General features: G+C 46.3%; 13 protein-coding genes. All 13 read right to left on the reverse strand.

The genetic code is table 11. The features are described from left to right. Positions 1-48 precede the first annotated feature (48 nt). Positions 49-261, reverse strand: a complete 213-nt coding sequence (locus ACYQ8U_RS19920; protein WP_459947349.1) for a type II toxin-antitoxin system HicB family antitoxin — start codon at positions 259-261, stop codon at positions 49-51. 22 nt (positions 262-283) lie between these two features. Further along, positions 284-1,444 carry a non-hydrolyzing UDP-N-acetylglucosamine 2-epimerase gene (gene wecB / locus ACYQ8U_RS19925; RefSeq protein WP_459947321.1) on the reverse strand — a complete coding sequence of 387 codons (1,161 nt, stop codon included), beginning with the start codon at positions 1,442-1,444 and terminating at the stop codon, positions 284-286. Positions 1,445-1,447: 3 nt separating this feature from the next. Further along, entirely contained in the window at positions 1,448-2,806 is a 1,359-nt protein-coding gene (locus ACYQ8U_RS19930; protein WP_459947322.1) for an RNA-binding domain-containing protein, read from the reverse strand. A 10-nt stretch (positions 2,807-2,816) separates the two neighbouring features. Continuing rightward, positions 2,817-4,046 (reverse strand): glycosyltransferase family 4 protein, encoded by a 1,230-nt coding sequence (locus ACYQ8U_RS19935; RefSeq protein ID WP_459947323.1) that lies wholly within the window; start codon positions 4,044-4,046, stop codon positions 2,817-2,819. Between the two features lie 22 nt (positions 4,047-4,068). After that, complete coding sequence (locus tag ACYQ8U_RS19940; RefSeq protein WP_459947324.1) at positions 4,069-5,703, reverse strand: heparinase II/III family protein; 1,635 nt, start codon at positions 5,701-5,703, stop codon at positions 4,069-4,071. A gap of 49 nt (positions 5,704-5,752) precedes the next feature. Next, positions 5,753-7,879: a bi-domain-containing oxidoreductase gene (locus tag ACYQ8U_RS19945; protein ID WP_459947325.1), complete on the reverse strand. Its 2,127-nt coding sequence runs from the start codon at positions 7,877-7,879 to the stop codon at positions 5,753-5,755. An 8-nt stretch (positions 7,880-7,887) separates the two neighbouring features. Further along, the gene (locus ACYQ8U_RS19950; RefSeq protein ID WP_459947326.1) at positions 7,888-9,222 is read right to left on the reverse strand and encodes a phenylacetate--CoA ligase family protein; all 1,335 of its coding nucleotides are present in this window, start codon (positions 9,220-9,222) and stop codon (positions 7,888-7,890) included. A 15-nt stretch (positions 9,223-9,237) separates the two neighbouring features. Then, positions 9,238-10,209 carry a CapA family protein gene (locus ACYQ8U_RS19955; protein WP_459947327.1) on the reverse strand — a complete coding sequence of 324 codons (972 nt, stop codon included), beginning with the start codon at positions 10,207-10,209 and terminating at the stop codon, positions 9,238-9,240. Between the two features lie 80 nt (positions 10,210-10,289). Next, positions 10,290-11,468: a glycosyltransferase family 4 protein gene (locus ACYQ8U_RS19960; RefSeq protein WP_459947328.1), complete on the reverse strand. Its 1,179-nt coding sequence runs from the start codon at positions 11,466-11,468 to the stop codon at positions 10,290-10,292. A gap of 1,302 nt (positions 11,469-12,770) precedes the next feature. Continuing rightward, positions 12,771-14,063: a hypothetical protein gene (locus ACYQ8U_RS19965; protein ID WP_459947329.1), complete on the reverse strand. Its 1,293-nt coding sequence runs from the start codon at positions 14,061-14,063 to the stop codon at positions 12,771-12,773. A 6-nt stretch (positions 14,064-14,069) separates the two neighbouring features. Then, the gene (locus ACYQ8U_RS19970) at positions 14,070-15,137 is read right to left on the reverse strand and encodes a glycosyltransferase (RefSeq protein ID WP_459947330.1); all 1,068 of its coding nucleotides are present in this window, start codon (positions 15,135-15,137) and stop codon (positions 14,070-14,072) included. A 92-nt stretch (positions 15,138-15,229) separates the two neighbouring features. Then, complete coding sequence (locus ACYQ8U_RS19975) at positions 15,230-16,609, reverse strand: oligosaccharide flippase family protein (protein WP_459947331.1); 1,380 nt, start codon at positions 16,607-16,609, stop codon at positions 15,230-15,232. Next, positions 16,610-17,869, reverse strand: a complete 1,260-nt coding sequence (gene wecC / locus ACYQ8U_RS19980) for a UDP-N-acetyl-D-mannosamine dehydrogenase (protein WP_459947332.1) — start codon at positions 17,867-17,869, stop codon at positions 16,610-16,612. Position 17,870 lies beyond the last annotated feature (1 nt).

Consider the following 17,870-nt stretch of genomic DNA (forward strand, 5'->3'; position numbering starts at 1 on the left):
TGTTCATCTATATATGCTAAACTATATTTCTATTCACGTAAATATGTTTTAACGTATAATTAATCTGGGGACCTGGATAATATCCGGCGCGGCATGCTGATATTGACCTGCCCACACCCAGCCTTTATAATCAGGATTATTCACGTGATCGGCCAGAAGGCCAGGGGCGGGAACCGTGCCATTATCATCGAGCACGGTTTCTATCCACAAACCAATAGCTTCCCGGCTTTTTTCAACCGCCTCATCAAAAGCGTTAGCTATCTCCGACCCAAAATTTCAAATTTCAACTTGCTATCTTCGCAGCCTGCCCCCTGGCACACGCAACCAACCAAGCAACAATCCGCTCAGCAGCATGCCCATCCCACTTCTCCGGCACACTCCCCTTGCGCCATTGTCCATCCATAACCATACGCGCAGCCGACAAAATCGCCCCAGGATCATTGCCGACAATTGTATTCGTGCCAACCTCGCAGGTAATCGGCCGCTCGGTATTCTGGCGCATGGTGATGCACGGCACGCCAAGCACGGTCGTCTCCTCCTGCAGGCCGCCGCTGTCCGTCAAGACCATTTTCGCATGCATATTCAGATGCAGGAATTCAAGATAGCCGAGAGGCTCGGTCAGCCATATTCCCCGAACCTCACTGCCGCTTTTAAAGTAGTGTTGCAGGCCAAATTGCTCGGCCATCTTCCGGGTGCGCGGATGAATAGGGAAAACAATCGGCAGATCAGAGCTGATCTGCTTCAATGCCCCTAATATCCCTTCCAGCGTCGCCCTGTCATCGACATTGGACGGCCGATGCAGCGTCAAAGTAGCGTATTTCCCCGGCTCCAGTCCCAATCGCCTAGAGATATCAAGCTCCGAGGCCATCACCCGGTGTTTCATCAGGGTATCGATCATGACATTGCCGACAAAGACGATCTTTTCTTCCGCAACCCCTTCGGCTCGCAGATTTTCGTCGGCCAACCGATCGGTGGTAAAAAGAAAATCACACAACACATCGGTGCAGAGCCGATTGATTTCCTCCGGCATCGCCATATCCCGCGAACGAAGCCCGGCCTCGACATGGGCCACTTTAATACCAAGTTTTTTCGCGGTAATCGTACAGGCCATGGTCGAGTTGACATCGCCCACGACAATGACCAGGTCCGGTTGCTCGGCAATACAGACCTTCTCAAAGGCAATCATAATCCTCGCCGTCTGCTCGGCATGGCTGCCGGACCCCACCTCCAGATCAATGTCCGGTTTCGGCATACCCAGATCATTAAAAAAGGATTTGCTCATCTTCTCATCATAATGCTGGCCGGTATGGACAAGAAGATGTTGTATATCTTTGGGGTGATGGTTCATGGCCTCTATGATCGGCGCCATTTTCATAAAGTTCGGTCTTGCGCCAACAACGTTAATCACCTTCATTCTTGATCCTTTTTCTCGTCTGAAATTCATTTTTTAACTCGCTTCCTCCAACAGCATCCTTCCATTTTGGGAAAGCAAATATTTCTGTCGTGGGCTGTTTGGTTTATCCGGTTCGGCTAACTCGATTAAACCTGCCTCCAATGCAGGAAGCAAATATTTCTGTCTTAAATGCTTACGATCCTGCAAACCTAATTTGCTCTGAATCTCTTGACGACTCAGCGGTCTATCCAAGGTGCGAAGTAAACGCAAAACTTCAAGCGAAACTTGGGGGGTAACTTGGGGGGTGCCTTGGGGGGTGACTTGGGGGGTGAGATCACGAATCTGCAACACAACTCTAAAAAAATCTGCAACTTCCTCTAAGGAAAACACTATCTCAGGGTAATCCTTCAGAAACTCCCGTATCCTTACAAAGCCGGTCCCATACCGCTCGATATCTCCGGTTAGGTAAAATACTTCTGCAATCAACCTGTTACGCAGTGAAGACACATAATCGTCGCGTTGCAAATCGGCAATGCTAAGCCGCCCGAAAAGCGTGCCCGGATTCGTAAACTCTATCTTGTCATCAAAGATTTTTACTATGATATCAGAGGCATATTTATAGTCTCGATGGACAATTGAGTTAAGCAACAACTCTCTTATAACCTCGAGAGGATACTGCCACCGCTCCTTCCTTTGAACGCTGCCGTCAAAATGATAGGAGAGATTGATGTGCTTCTTGATGTGCGTCATCGCTTCATCAACCAGTGGATACAACGGGCCGGATAAAACGATGTCATCGATGATGGTTGCTTTAGATTTAAAACGCCCAATCCGAATGGAAGTGTCAGGGTTGCCGAAAAGCAGGTGGGCGGCAAAGGTGATCTTTTCGTCGCGAACAAGGTTGAGCTTTTTCAGGTTGGTGACAACATCCCCCTTGAGTTCGACTCGCCCTCTCTCATTTACGCGCGCAAAAAAATGTTCTATCAATTTCAGGTCTAGAGAATTTAGTTGCTCACCACGGGTGACAGCGTCAAATGAAACTGCCAATGACTGTTGTTGAAGATCAACGATTTCCTCTAAACTCAGCAGGTGGTTGCTATTATGCACCCTTTTATAATACCTATTCTTATAGGCAACAGGTTTGACAGGATACTCATTTATTTCAAACAGAAGAACTGCATGTCTCTCTTTCTCTATGGTTTTAACAGAAGGGAACAACTGCGGATAGGTCGAGGTCTTAATCTCATTGATGTAGCGCTGTATCGTCTCGGGTCCAACGTGCACCCCACAAAGCTCGCCATTATCCAGCACTCCGACCATGACTTTGCCGCCCTCGCTGTTTGCAAAAGCGACTAGAGAGATAATAACATCCTTCCCGAATGATTTTTTATACTCTATCTGCTGATTTTCCATATGACGAACCTCATTTTTCCACAACTCCATGAAGTGCATGCAGCATCTTCTCTGCTAATACTCCTCTGTCATATTTTACCGCACCTGCGAGGCAACTTTTCTGCAAAGCACGATATTTTTCGGAATTGTTTTTCAATTCCAACAATTTTTCTATCAAATCATCGCTGTTCTCAGGCTCAAACACAACACCTGCGCCCTCCTTCTCTACTATCTCAGCTGATTCTCCGGTAACACCATGCAGAACCGGAAGCCCCATGCCCATGCATTCAAAAAGTTTCGAGGGAATGACCGTCGTAAATAAAGGAGTGTTTTTCAAATGAATGATTGAAAGATCAAGGATCGACCAGTAGCGAACAACTTCTTCTTTAGGCACAGAGTCAATGAAAATGACATTATCAAGGTTCATTTCTTCTGCTTTTTTCTGCAGTTCTTTCTTTCTCGCTCCGTGCCCAAGCAAAATAAATCGTATATCCTTGCCCTCATCATTGTTCATGAGCTTTTCCGCCGCTTCAAGCACCGTCTCCAGGGCATGGGCCATGCCATGGGTGCCGATATAACCGGCGACAAACTTTCCTTCCAGATCATGCTGCCTAAGCAACTCCGCATCCTTTTCCCGTGGAGTATAGCGGGACACATCAACGCCGTTGGTAACCACCTGTATCTTTTTGCCATCGACTCCTCGGCTTATTAAAGTCTTTTTAAAGGAGTTCGTCACCGAGACAATCAGATCAGCCTTGCGGTAAAGAAACAGCTCTATTTTCTCTAATAATCGTATGACCGCGGAATCACCCATCGCACCAACCGCCTTGACTGACTCCGGCCAGATATCACGGAGCTCAAAAACAAAGGGGATGCGCTTTAGCCCACTTACCACAACCCCAGAACATGCCGTGAAAAACTGCGGCGATGTCGACACAACAAGGGCCGGCTTGCGAACAAAGAGAGCAGCTATTGTGGCCGAAACCATAAAGCTCTGGTAATCAAGAATCCTTTTTACAAACCCCTCATTGGCGGTGATATAGCTCCAGACCCGTATCACCCGGACACCGTCTATTTCCTCAGCCTGCCAGATTTTGTTCCTGTAGCCATCATAGACCTTTCCCTTAGGGAAATTCGGTGCACAGGTAATAACCGTCACCTCATGACCAAGCCGCACCCATTCCCGGCAATGCTCAAAGGTTCGGCTTGCCGGCGCATTCACTTCGGGCGGGAAATTATCTGTCAGAAAAAGAATATGCATTGCCAATCACCACCCGTAAAGTTTACCACGAAAAAACCGTCGCACACCGGCCCTTAGTCAGAGAGACCTGCAGACATCTATTGCCAACACTAAGGCCAAATTGCGGATGATAGGTGGATTCCAGCAGGCGTGCCTCCCCGCCTGAAAACTGTATTGTCACGGTCTGCCCATCAGGAAAAATTGCCCTGCCGCGTTCTTGTGCATCGAGCAGAAGTTCCACCTCGGGATGGAAATGAAATCGAACAACCGACCGACAGTCCCCGCCAGTAACCGTATCCTGCACACAAACCCTTTCAGCATCCAACTCCCAGGTGCGACAATGGATGATACGGTTGCCTAAGCCCAGCCGGCCAAAGCCATCATGGCTGCAGGACACCGACACCGGCGCGCCGTTGTCACAAATTTCCAGGTCCAGCGGTGTGGCTCTTTCGGCAACTCGAAACCCGCCCCATACTTCGGAAGAATCCATCTGCTCGACGCTGACGGTGTTATGCGCCAAGGTCCCCCGCTGGCGCAGCCGTTCTTCACTCAAGCCGTAACAGGACGTGCCACTATCGACAATGAAGCGGCGGCCAAACAAGGACATTTCGAAAGAAAGGGTATCCGCATGGGCATGCCCCGGCAGATAGTCTGGACCAATTTCGCCGACATCCATAAGCACATAGGTATCTTGCCCCTGCCAGCGCACATAGCCACTTTCTGACAAATGGAGCAAGCCGGTAGTTTTACCACGGCTGTTCTCAATGCCCAAGCGACCTGCATATTCCTGTAAAGCGTAAGGCTCGGCGGCAATGGCCAAAGCCGCATCGTTGAACAGGGCAATTTCACCATCCGGATGGCACATGGCCGTAAGCCAATGAAGCATCTGCTTTGCCCGTCCAGGCCACGATGCGGGGATCGACCTGCCAGAGGCGGCAATAATATTTATAAGATCGAGAAGATCTTCGAGGATTATTGCATGATACATCGGGCTCCGTTCAAAATGCCCTCCGTCCTGTAAGATTTGCTCGGCTACCTCTTTTTCAAGAATCCGCATCCCTTTCACAAACCAGCTCTCTGCTTCAGGCCCATCAAAAAAAAGCCCGGCAAACACCAGAGCCTTGCCATTGGCAAAAAGATGGTTGCCCAAGAGATGATATTCCAGGCGCTTTCGCAAAAAACGGGCTTGCACGGCCAGACTCTGCAGTAACTGCTCCGGACATTCATTGCCGGCCAAAAACCATTTTACCAGATTAACAATGCGCAGAGATGTTGGATACGGCTCCCAGCCATTGCCGACACCGGGTGGATTCTCATCAATCCATTGCAAAACCAATTGCCTGTGCAAGCCTCGTCGTTCGACAGCTTCTCCGCATTGCAGGTCATCAAAATAATGCAGATTATACAGCCACAGTTTTTCTATATCGGGATTATTCCAATCGGGCGGAAAACTACAATCACGGCTTACATTCAGAAAAGAAAATCTCCAGGGAACAGACAGGCATGCTGGTTTAGAAACAGGAGAGACCCACAGCCCAGGCGCAGCACGCCGTCCAGGATGTGGGGTTTGATTAACTGCCGGGCGATATGCCAGGAACCAGATTCGAAAAAGGATCTGACTGATCTTCAAATACTTGACGGTGTGATACAGGCGGATGAGCTTGCGTAATTTTTGCATTATCCATCACACCTGATCACTTAGATGGACGTTTCTTGTCGTCCATCTATTATGCCCCGGCCAGTTCTAAGGTTACCCGGCTTACCTCAAAGATCTCGTCGACAGGAATCGGGGCAACACCGCCCTCTCTGATAGCACCAACAAATGCAGCAGCACATGCTTTCTGTCCTTTATCCTGCTTGAACAGGTTCATTTTTTTGAAGCCCGGCCAATCATATCCCTTCATTTTACGAAAATTATCAAGCTGCAAGATTCTCCCAGCAGCAAATACTTCCAGCCGCTCCTTGGGGAAACTCTTGCTGCCGTTTGCCAGATAGTGGACGGTACCAATGGAACCGTCAGCAAAGCCAAGTTGAATGGTAACTGTATCACCAACACCACCTGCCATTTTGGTGATAGTGTGCTGGCTAATCGCATGTCCGGATAAAAACCGCAGCAGATCAATAAAGTGGCACGCTTCACCAATAATCCGGCCTCCACCAACAGCAGGGTCCTGCGTCCAGTGATCTGGCGGTATTGCCCCGGCATTCACCGTCATGACAAACGATTTTGCCCCCTGAACACTGGTCAGCAGACTCTTTACCTTCTGAATCTGTGGGGCAAAGCGGCGGTTAAATCCAACCATAAGCAGAGGAGGCGCGGTCTGTGCAGTGCCGAGAGTGGAGTATAACTTTTCGATTTCATCCAACTCGCCAAGAGAAAGACACAATGGCTTTTCGACAAACACATGCTTCCCAGCCTGTAAAGCTGCAACTGTCTGCGACGCGTGAATGTTATGCCTTGTGGTTATAACCACAATATTGAGCTGCGGGTCGCTGAGAAGACTTGCCGTATCGGTCGTGGTCTGGTGGAAGCCATATTTCTTACCGACATGCACACCACTCACACCGCCACTTGAAGCGACTGTTCGCAGCACTGCGCCGGTTTCTTTAAATGCAGGGATAAGCACACGGCCGGCATAATTTCCAGAGCCGATAAACCCGACGACAGGCTCACGTACAGCGACATTTGGAAAAACCGCATCGCTCAAGACAACTGTAGAGTTACTCTTATCAGCTGTTGCATAATCATCCTTTGGATATTCTAAAAGAATACCCATGGCCGATCGATCTTCCGCCAGCACTTTATAGGCACTCACAGCCTGCTCAAGCGGGAATCGGTGGCTTATAAGCGGTTCCACATCAAGTCGCCCATCGGCCATCATATCCAGAACAGCCTCAAAGTTTCGTTGTTCAGTCCAACGAACATAGCCAAGCGGATAATCCTGCCCTTGTTCTTCATAAAGCGGATCGTAACGGCCCGGACCGTAAGAGCAGGAAACCTGGAAGGTAAGCTCCTTTGCAAAAAAATCGGCTCGGGATAATTCCAAGCCAACCACACCGACAAGAATTATACGACCACGCTTGCGGCACATCGAGGCGGCCTGGTGCATGATCTCGTTGCCTTTCGAAGATGCGCAGACAAGAACACCATCAACTCCCCGCCCACGAGAAAATATATCTGCAGCGGCTAGAGGATCTTCTCCCTTGGAAAGATCGACGGCTACTGCCCCAAAGCTTTTTGCCAAGCTGCATTTTGCCCCATCAAAATCAATTCCCAATACCCGGCAGCCATGGGCGAGGAGCAACTGGACCGTCATCAGCCCGACCAGCCCCAAACCAGTCACCACGAAGCACTCACCAAGTGTGGGTTGGGCAAGGCGCAACCCCTGCAGGCTGATTGCCCCTATGACGGTAAAGGCGGCGGATTCATCACTGACATTGCTGGGTATCTGCGTACAAAGATTGGCAGGGACATTTACCACCTCGGCATGATTCCCGTTGGAGGCAACCCTGTCACCAATTTTGAAGCCACTTTTTTCATCCGTCTCGATGACTCGGCCGACATTACAATAGCCCATAGGTAAAGGCTGATCCAGTTTGGCCTTCACGGCCTCTATTGTTGGTAGCAATCCGTCGGTTTTTATCTTATCCAGGACCATCCGGACTTTATCCGGCTGCTGTTTTGCCTTTGTAACAAACCCAGCCTTGCCAAAATCCACCAACATCCGTTCTGTTCCTGCAGAGATAAGACTTGCAGAGGTTTGAATCAGGTTACAACCAGTTCGGGAATGGGGACAAGGGATGTCAACAAGCTCTGTCTGGCCTGTTTTTAGATTTTGGAGAATTTGGTTCATGGAAAGTTTTATCCTTTAATCAAAAGTGGAATTTTCCCTGCTGGTGTTTTTATCGGTTCGCTAATACACAGATAATTAAAAGCTACCTCAACGTGACTGGTGTCAAATCCAGCAGTTATCTCCGCATCGGAGAGGCTTTCTCCCACAGGGAGTGTGATCATGAGCGTTGCCTCTCCGGCTCTGTCTTGTCTTATCTGAAGATAGCGGGCTGATCCGAAGATTTTATGATGGCGACCAAAGATGAGTGCGGTGAGACTGACTCGCTGCCCGATCCGATCAACAATGAATTCACCGACCCTTCCTTCAGCAATCCTAAACGAATCAAGTATTCCATCAGCGAATAATGGAAAAATTAAGTCTCCAGTATCATATCTAATAAATGGTGATCCTTCATTGAAATAGGAGGTGCCGACAAGTCTGTAGTTCCCGCTGCCATCGAGAACCGCCTCGCAGTATCCATAAGAATGAAAAGGATGATATTTGCCATCTTCACTCTGTTCATAGGCTAGTACGGCCATTTCGCTATGACCATACCAAGATATTGTAGGCGCCTTAAAAACCTTTTTAATCGCGTCACGATATATCGGGGCAGGATATTCAGAGCCAAGGAGAATACCTTTTAGCGTACGATTCAGCTCTGTAACAAGCTGCTTATCACAACGTGCCACTTCCAAAGCAAAGTTATAAATGGTGCTGGGATAACCATGCAGATATTTAATTGACTTTTTTTTCACAACTTTTTCGATGGCATCAATAACAATTTTTAAGGGCAAATAAGTGTTAACCACATATTCGTTGTGGACCGGATTGTAACGCAACGGTGAGCTGCCGAGGTTCTTTCCGCGAAAAGTTAATTTCAAGTCGGTCGGCTGATAGTCGACCTGCGACCAGATGGTGTGCATATGTGCCCATTCCCGTGCGAAAGCCTGACGATCCAGATAAAACTCTAAAGGATCACCAGACGTCCCGCCGGTGTTCACCAGGAAACCTTTCGACTCTGGTGTGGTGCGCTCGGCAAGTGAAACATTTTTCAAGTCTGCCTTGGTGATCAACGGTATTTTTTGTATATCATCAAAGGAGCGGAGGTCATCAAGATAGAAGCCCGCATCGGCATAAATTTTTTGGTAAAAGCTGTTGTGGCCAATGGCGTGGGTAATAATTTTACGAGTTTGTTTAAAGATGAAATCCTTTTTCTCATCTGTAGTCGCAGAATCAAAAAAACTGATATTCTTTATAGAGGCGTTATAATCAGAACCAAGTCGCATGGCATACGGAACATAAGCAAAATACTTCCCTATTGGTTCCGGGATTTTTTCGATCACTTTTTTCAGCCGAACAATCATTACATTTTCTCACAGTCAGTTTGGTGAGCCTTTTAATTTCAATTGTACAAGTGCTTTGATACATTTGTGGCGGATAGAAACAACGCAATCTTTTATTGCATTAGCAAAATGATGATTCATATCTTTGTAAATAGGTAAAAATTTGCGTTTTCTACGATTTTTTTTAAACCACGAAATGTATTCTTGATGTGACATATTCTTAAACGGGGTCAGTGCAGTAGTTATCGTACATTTTCCCCATGGCTGCTTTTCAATAAAATCAATATCGTGTGTTTCAGGGTTATATTTAAACAGATGGCAAAAGCTCTTATTTTCAGTTGGATCCCACTCAAAAGCCAGTTGATCGTTGGAAAAATCCGGAAATGTCAGTTTACCATCAAAATAAAAACCATGGGGGAAGTACCAGTTGCCAAGGCCATAAACAATTGGAGCATCTTTGTAGAATTCAATTCCCTGCAGACAATGACTATGACATCCAATTATGGCGCTGGCCCCCTCGTCTATTGCAGCAAATGCCAACTGTCGGTGCATCGGCTGCGGGTAAATTTCCAGCTCATAATTCCAGTGCATCAGCAAAACTATCCTGGCTTTAGGATAATTTTTCTTTGCTGATTTTAAGGATTTTATTACGTGGCGTGGATCAAGCGGGTTAACACCAGGGCTGTTGATTTTGGCAGTTTGGCAACTAATAACTTCCCAACCAAAGGCAAGAAAAACATACTGCTCATTATTGTAATCACAAACCAGCGGTCTTGATGCTTCTGAAATATTATCACCGGCACCGCAAAAGAGAATCTCTCTTTGTGTTAGTTTATTGATTGTCTCGACCGGCGATGTCTGTACGTCAAAGATGTGGTTATTAGCCAAAGAGACCACCTTCACGTTTAACGATTCAAGCAGGTCAAGAACCGAAATATCGTTAAAAACAATCTGATTCTGAAGTGAAGCTTCTCCGGCAGCGACAATCCCACCTTCCAGATTGCACACAACAAATTCGTTCGAAAATCTCTGAAATTTATTGATATTCCCGGATGCTCTAAATGGACTAACTATGTCACCAAGAAAAATCACTTTACTAAACCTTTTACTAGATCCAAAAACATCTCACGATTTTGTGCAATTACGGAACTGTCAGCCGAGACCCGTTGTGCATACGCATACGCTTTTTTCCGCTGAGTATTACGAGTAGAATTATCAAGTTTAGCTTGTGCCTGAATGACTTCCACAAAAGCATGCTCATCAGATAACGGCCGCACAAAACCAACGCCCTTCTGGTCAAGATCTCGCCAGGGGGTCTGATCGCTGATCAAGACTGGGACACCCGCTGCCAGAGCTTCTGGGATAACGTGGCCGTAATTTTCTCCACGAGTAGGCAAAAAGAAGAGATCATATTTGCGTAAGGTTGGAACGACTTGATCATGTGGGACCACCCCATGATAGGTGACGGTTATATTTCCAGGCAGATGACTTATTTGACTCTGGCAGTCGCGCCAATACAGTTCATCATCGACGATCCCGTAGATATCGAAGGAAACCGGAACATTGACTTGCCCAAGGACCCGCAGGGCAAAATCAAGGTTTTTCATCGGGGAAACCCGAGAAAGAAAGACTACCCGGATAGGACCCCCACTGCCGCCTTGCGCTGGTACGCACCCGGACTCGTCATTTGCATTGAGAGCGGGAAGGTTCGGAGCAACCACGATGTCATGAGCAGCACGACCTATCACTCTTCGGATATCTTCCGATTCGTGGTCGCTCGAAGCCTGCCAGGTCACGCCACGAAAAAGGCCCATCTGTCGCGACACAGCAATGAAAGGTTTCTTTTTCCATACCTTAATTTCAAGTGCGCCAGCGGAAAACTCACCACGCGGGGCGAGGATAACAGGCTTGAGCGGAACACGCTTCAGCCAGCGCGCCAGCAAAGGCAACCCAGTAAACCTCGGGTTGAAAAAGCTATTCAGATACAGTGCATCATGAGGTGTACTGCGTAACAATTCAGTGACCCGAGTTAACCTCAATGACGATGGTGACGCATAATATACCTGCGTGGGGCCCACGGTATTCCACGCATTGACCTTGATATCAGGATAAGGTGTGGTCTCAAAAGAATCCCGGTCGGCAGTAATAATCCGAAAGTCAAACTCATGTCCCAGTTGATCGACCATATTGGCGATGGTTCGAACAGGACCTCCGGATTTGTAACCGGGGAGGTAATAAGCGACAAATGTTAATATTGTCGGCCTCATTATATTTCTTCCTTAAAGCATTTCATAATTTACCCAAGGTGGTGACGGGCGGTCTGCAGCTCCATCAGAACATTCCCAAATAGACCATAAGTATCGTGCACCGGCATCTCCCCCCAAGCACTGCGCTCACTCGGCCAAGGCCAATCTCTCATGGACAGACAACCTCCCTTTTTCCTGTACGTGTTTCAAGCCAGCAACCTTATATAAACAAGGGTGGACCAAGCTATCGCCTTGATTATTCGTCATTTAAACCAAAACAAAACATGTTTTCAGTGTTTAGATGTCCATTTTTTCATGGGTAAAACGGGGTTTGTAAGCAGTGTCTTGTTCTCTCAATTCATAATGGCTGCAGAACCTCTTTATCATTAAGCTCTTTTAGTCTTGGTTGTAGCTGTTCCCTGATCCCATTGCCGAACGACCTACTTCCCATACCATAGCGATACTCTCGGTCCATTCTGTTTCACGTTTATTTCCACTGCTATTGAAGATGGGTTCTTCCAGCCATTGACGGTGCACTTTGCGAAGTTGTTCCTCTGGCCCCAGACCGAAGGATGGCGAACAGCTCTATTTCTTACCATATTTAAATCAATATACGTGATACATCTGATAAAATGCTCTCCTGGCTATACCGCCGTTACATGGTAACGATCATCCCAGTAAGCACCTTTTCGATTTTTTCTCCTATTGAACCCCTGAGTTGGCTTACCTGCAACGAGATGGAGACTCCGTGGTACCACCTCCGCATCTCCATCTACAACGAATAGGTGAATATGGTTTGATGTGACTACGCAGTTGAGGACCTGCAGTACATGCGCTTCTTTCCCTCAAAGAGGCACTGTAACCATCTTGACCTCTCACGGGCAAATTTGAGAAGAAACTCCTGTTTGTGGCATCGATGGGTAATGTGCCAGAATTGCACTGGAATATGATGTCGATTGTCTCTGCCCATATCCGTTTATTCCTTAAACCTGCCATTTGGGCCATCAAAATGACTTTGTAAGGGCACCCAAAGCTTACAAAAAAACCGCAGAGAAACGCGAAATTAACAGTTATCTCGGTCCGATCCGTTGCTTGCTTGATCTCTTATCTCAACAAGAACCCCTTGGTTAATGGGTTCTTGTGCAAGGCAGCGAACACTGACAAAGGAGCGGCCCGCTGTGCGGGATAATGAGGCCGTGACATGAAGAAGCTTCATAATTATCAAGTCAAACAAAACAGAATTGATTAATGCTCATGACTAAAATTTTGCTCTTGCTAGGATCGCGCAAGCAAAATCACAACAGTCATAAATTTAGTAACAGTCTACCTATGAAATACCTTGTTAATTATCTTGAACTTCACAATAAAAATATAAAAATATAAAAACAAAAAACTATTTATCATGATAGGTAGTATAGAGGATATTCCACCTCTATTTAGGTTATAAGAGATAAGAACTATTATGTATGAAAATAAAAATAATGTCTGTTTTGTCCTCTCAAGGAGCCTTACAAAAAAAGCAGCTATAAGCCCAATAAATACGGCATGGAGCCAGAAAAAGTGGGACCCAAAAATATACATCGATTCAACGACAAGACCGGGAAGCACTACGAAAAACCTATAATTGCTCCTCGCTAATCCGAGTACAATTTCAGACATTTCATAATTTATCCTTGCCCCACCAATTTCTCCCGTTAGAATTTTTGGTATCGGAAGCGTTAATATCCATTTCAGATATTCGCCTATGTCAACTTGTCTACCAGAGTTAAAAACAGGTATGCCCGCGAAAACAGGAAAGGTTGTTTCATTTTCAAAGATATTAACTACAGAATCATAAAAACTAACGGTATAAACCTTACCACCAAGCCTAATGATTGTGTACAAATCGGCCACAACAAGCAAAAACGGTAAGCCCACGACAACAAAGGTTACAAGGTAGCAACGTATTGCTGGTTTCCAGACCCAAAAAGAAATAAATAACACTAGCAAGATTAGTAAAACAAAGGACCTCCCAATATAAGCATTGTCAACATATTGGAGGTAAACTAACAAGAGCATAATTGAAGAGACTGTCCATATCCGATCTCTTAGGCGAAAAAGGCTAATAAAAAAGAATGGGGTCAGTAAGACACGTAAATAATCGACGATTTTTCCTATAATATTTACGTCGTTTTCGGTAAATCTTAAAGAAAATGCTGTTTTTAAATCAGGTGTAGGCGGTGATAATAAATCTGACAATCGAACTTCTGGGTAAATCAAAGGGAAAAAATGCATTCCAATATAAACATATAAAACTACCTGCCAAAACAAACCCGTATCTATATCATGAACGATATAGAATAAATTTTTACTTAATCTCACTCCAAAGTTTTTTAACAATTTTAAGAAAATTAGAAAACTGAGAAGGAAAGAGATTAAAAAAGTAAAGTATATCAACAAGTAACTTTTTGGCATTATTACATATGATGCACCTATTCCGCTATATATAAAGAGACCTAAAATAAATGAAAAAATTAAAATTCTTTGCCAAATACCATCAGCAAGGATTAACCCAATCCATGTGATAAATATCGTACCACAGACGACATATAATAAAATCTCGGGAGATAAGTTCATTGTATTTTACTTCAACATACCTTTGATAACATCACGTACACTATCTATCTCGACATATATTGGATTTTCAGAGATAAGTCTTTTTAGACCGGAACAAAATTTTTCTTTTTTCTTAGCAATTCTTATTATAGAGTTTGCAATATCATTTGGCGACCCATCGTTCAAAACAGTCTCTCCAATTGAATATGTTTCAATTAGTTTTCGAAGTGGGGGTTGATTTGTGGCTATAACTGGCAAACATGCCTGTGCATATTCAAAAAGTTTGTTCGGGGCACAGTAAATGTTATTAAGCCCTGTATTTGGATAGCAAACAATCCCAACATCGGCAAGAATTGTTAGACTATTAAGTATTCTATTTTCAATCCTACCTAACAATAAAAGACGATCACTTTCTATTAGATCACTTGCTAGCGATGATAGCTTCACCCTGAAAGGGCCATCTCCTGCAATGATCATTCTGTAGTTCTCTGGCAAATAACGCAGGGCCTCCACAAAACGACCAATACCTCTATCTTCTGCGATAAAACCTTGATAGAGAGCCCATTTTTCGTCAGACGCCTTATTCGCAAGCGCTGGAAAAACACGTAGCAGCTCATTGGGTTCGCAGTCAATATTACAGGGGGTAGGAATATTCCTCATGACAATTGGTGTGTGAGCCAATTTGTAGTGCTCTTTCATGAGCACTGCTCTCTCTATATTTGCTGCTATGATTAGATCCGCTTTGTTGATAACGAATTTTTCCAACCTATACCAGAAAAGTGCACGGCATTTAAATGCCCTTGATTCGTCAGGTATGATAAGCTCATGTGCATCATAAATAAATTGTGCCCCGCAAAAAACGGATGCCAACCATGCAGGAAATACAGTGAAGTAATCCTCACCAATGATTATCTTTGGCTTTGTTTTTAGAGCAATACTGACAGCTTTACTCCAGAACAATAGATGGCGCCAGATCGTCTTTCGTTTCTGTGGGAATGACATTCTAATTCTATTTGGAATATTATTGTCATTTGAATTACTTGAAGCCAGATCCAATAAAAAATATTCACCCAGTGGAGCTATGACTTCAAGCACACGCTTGACTCGCCCGTCATACTCCAGGTTACCGTAAAGTAGAACAAAAAAAGTAGGCATGAGTTAACTATTCCGAGCTATTAAGACGTTTTTTAACCTTCTACCGGTCTCGACACAGGCTTTAACAACTTACTTAGATATATTGTTTGCCATAAAAAATGTAGTAAGTAGGAAAGCATGTTTGCTAGTGCAAGACCAAGAGCTCCAAAGCCTTTTTGAATAAATAGCAAGCAGAAGACTATTAAGGCTATTGCCCATGCTAAATTAAAAAGCAACCCTACCCACATACGGCCTTTACTTGCTATTCCCCTCCCAACTACGGTCGTAATGGACATCGGGATAGCAGTCAAGATGAGGACAATCATTACCCAAAACCCCGCTTCGAACCCAGCCCCGTAGCTTGCCATAATCCATGGGCTTAAAAGGGCCACAGGCAACCCGACGGCAAGTGCACACCCGCCATTGATAATAACGTTCCACTTGAGGACTTTACGATAACGCAATTGGTCATTCAGTCCATTCAAGTTGGAAAGCATCGGTAATACAATCTGGGCTACCATACCCGGGATGAAGAGAATTGCCATCTTCCAATGGTTCGCCGCATCATATATGCCCATTTGGCTATAACCATCGGGCTGATTTACTAAGAGAACATTACATACCCAAAAAACCGGAGTAACCATAAAACCGCTGATCGCTGCCGGAAGGCCGAATCTCCAGAGTGTTGGTAACTCTATTAGGCAGTCTTTCATATTTGAATGAACAGCCCACTTCGTGGCCTCTATGCGCAATGCTTTATGATTCAACCACCAGTTTATGCCCGTTGTTGTTGCCAACGCAAATACTGTCCCCCGCACCCCCCCCCAATTGGCTCCAGCCACTAATAAAGGGAATGACGTCAAGCCCACTAAAGTGTTTATCCGAGCGATGCTTTTAAATGCTTCAAATCCGGCCAGCGCTCCTATTTGGGCACCGTTAAGAGCATTAATGAAGAGGATGACAGCACCAACACGCAATTCGACCGAAAGATGGGGGGCGTTAATAGTAGATTCAGCGAGCCAAGGCGCAGCAATATAAACAGTTGTTGCAACAAAGGCCCCAGTAAACAATGCAAAAAGATTAGTGATGGCCATTATCCGCCCAACTCGAGCTGGTTCGCTTATGCGGAACTCTGCTACGAACTTAGTAGCTGTCAGACCAAGGCCAGCCCCTGCAAAGACAAAGAACATGCCAACTGTTGAACGGATAATCCCATATTCTCCGTAGACCTCCCGGCCCAAAATCCGGGCAATAAAAATGGAAGCAAGGAGCATCATCCCTCTGGAAATTAAGGCCCCTGTAATAGACCAGAACGCGCCTCGCGCAAGTCTGGAACCAACGTCCGATTTCTCGACCCGATCCCAGTAGGGGCGGAGTCGTTGCGGACATCGTATGTAAAAGAATTTTTTGATCGAAGCAGACGATATTCTCATTTACCGCCAAATTCCCCTCGTATCAATCACCACCTTCTCTTTCAATAGCTCCCAATCAATCCCCTTAAACTCCACGTGATCCACCAGCACCAGAAGAATATCAGATTCTTTCAAAACCTCGTTTAAATCATACAGCGGAAACTCCCCAAAACCGCTATTCACATTCGGCTCACATGCCATCAACTGCCCAATCCCGCTGGCCATTAACGCCCGAGTAATCTCCAAAGCAGGTGACTCCCGCAGATCATCGATATTCGCTTTGAAAGCCAGCCCCAGGCAACCGATAACCGGGTTTTTGAACCGTTCCGCCTTGGCCCGAACCTTCTCCAGCACCCAGTGCGGTTTATAGTCATTCACCTCTCGCGCTGTTCGGATCAGTTTCGCCTCCTCTCGCGCCGCCGCCACGATAAACCAGGGATCAACCGCGATACAGTGGCCGCCGACTCCCGGCCCCGGCTGGAGAATATTGACGCGGGGATGTTTATTGGCCAACTCGATCAACTCCCAGACATTAATGCCAAGACGGTCGCAGATCAGGGAGAGCTCGTTGGCAAAGGCGATGTTCACGTCGCGGAAGGAGTTTTCCGTCAGCTTCGCCATCTCGGCCGTCTTGGCGTCGGTGATGAAGATATTGCCGCTGCAGAAAGACTTGTATAACTCCTGTGCCTTCTCTGCCGAGGCCCGGTTAATGCCGCCTATGATCCGGTCGTTGTCCACTAGCTCGCGGATGATGTGGCCGGGCAGGACCCGTTCGGGGCAGTGGGCTATGAAGATAGGCAAGAGGCTATGGGTAATGGGCGATGGGTTAGAGATGTTTGGCAATAGGTCTGGGCGGAGTTCGCTGATAATGTCACGAATCCGTTCGGTGGTGCCGACGGGCGAGGTAGATTCGAGGATAACGAGATTGCCGGGCTGAAGAAAGGGGACAATGGCACGGGTGGCTGCCTCGACAAAACTGATATCGGGAATCTTCTCGTTGCTTGATCCGTTCTTGAACGGGGTCGGCACTGCCAAGATGAAAGTGTCGGCCTCATTTGGGACCAGCGATGCCTTGAGATTACCGCTGTTGACTGCAGAGCGGACCAAGATGTCCAGGTCGGGTTCGACGATGTGGATCTTTCCCGCGTTGATGGTATTCACCGACGCTTCATTGACATCCACACCCAGCACCTGATGGCCCTTGGTGGCGAGCATGGAGGCGGTTGGCAGGCCGATGTAGCCAAGCCCCATAACCACAATATTCTGTTTTGCCTTACTCATA

It is taken from the genome of Desulfocastanea catecholica (genome assembly GCF_054657295.1).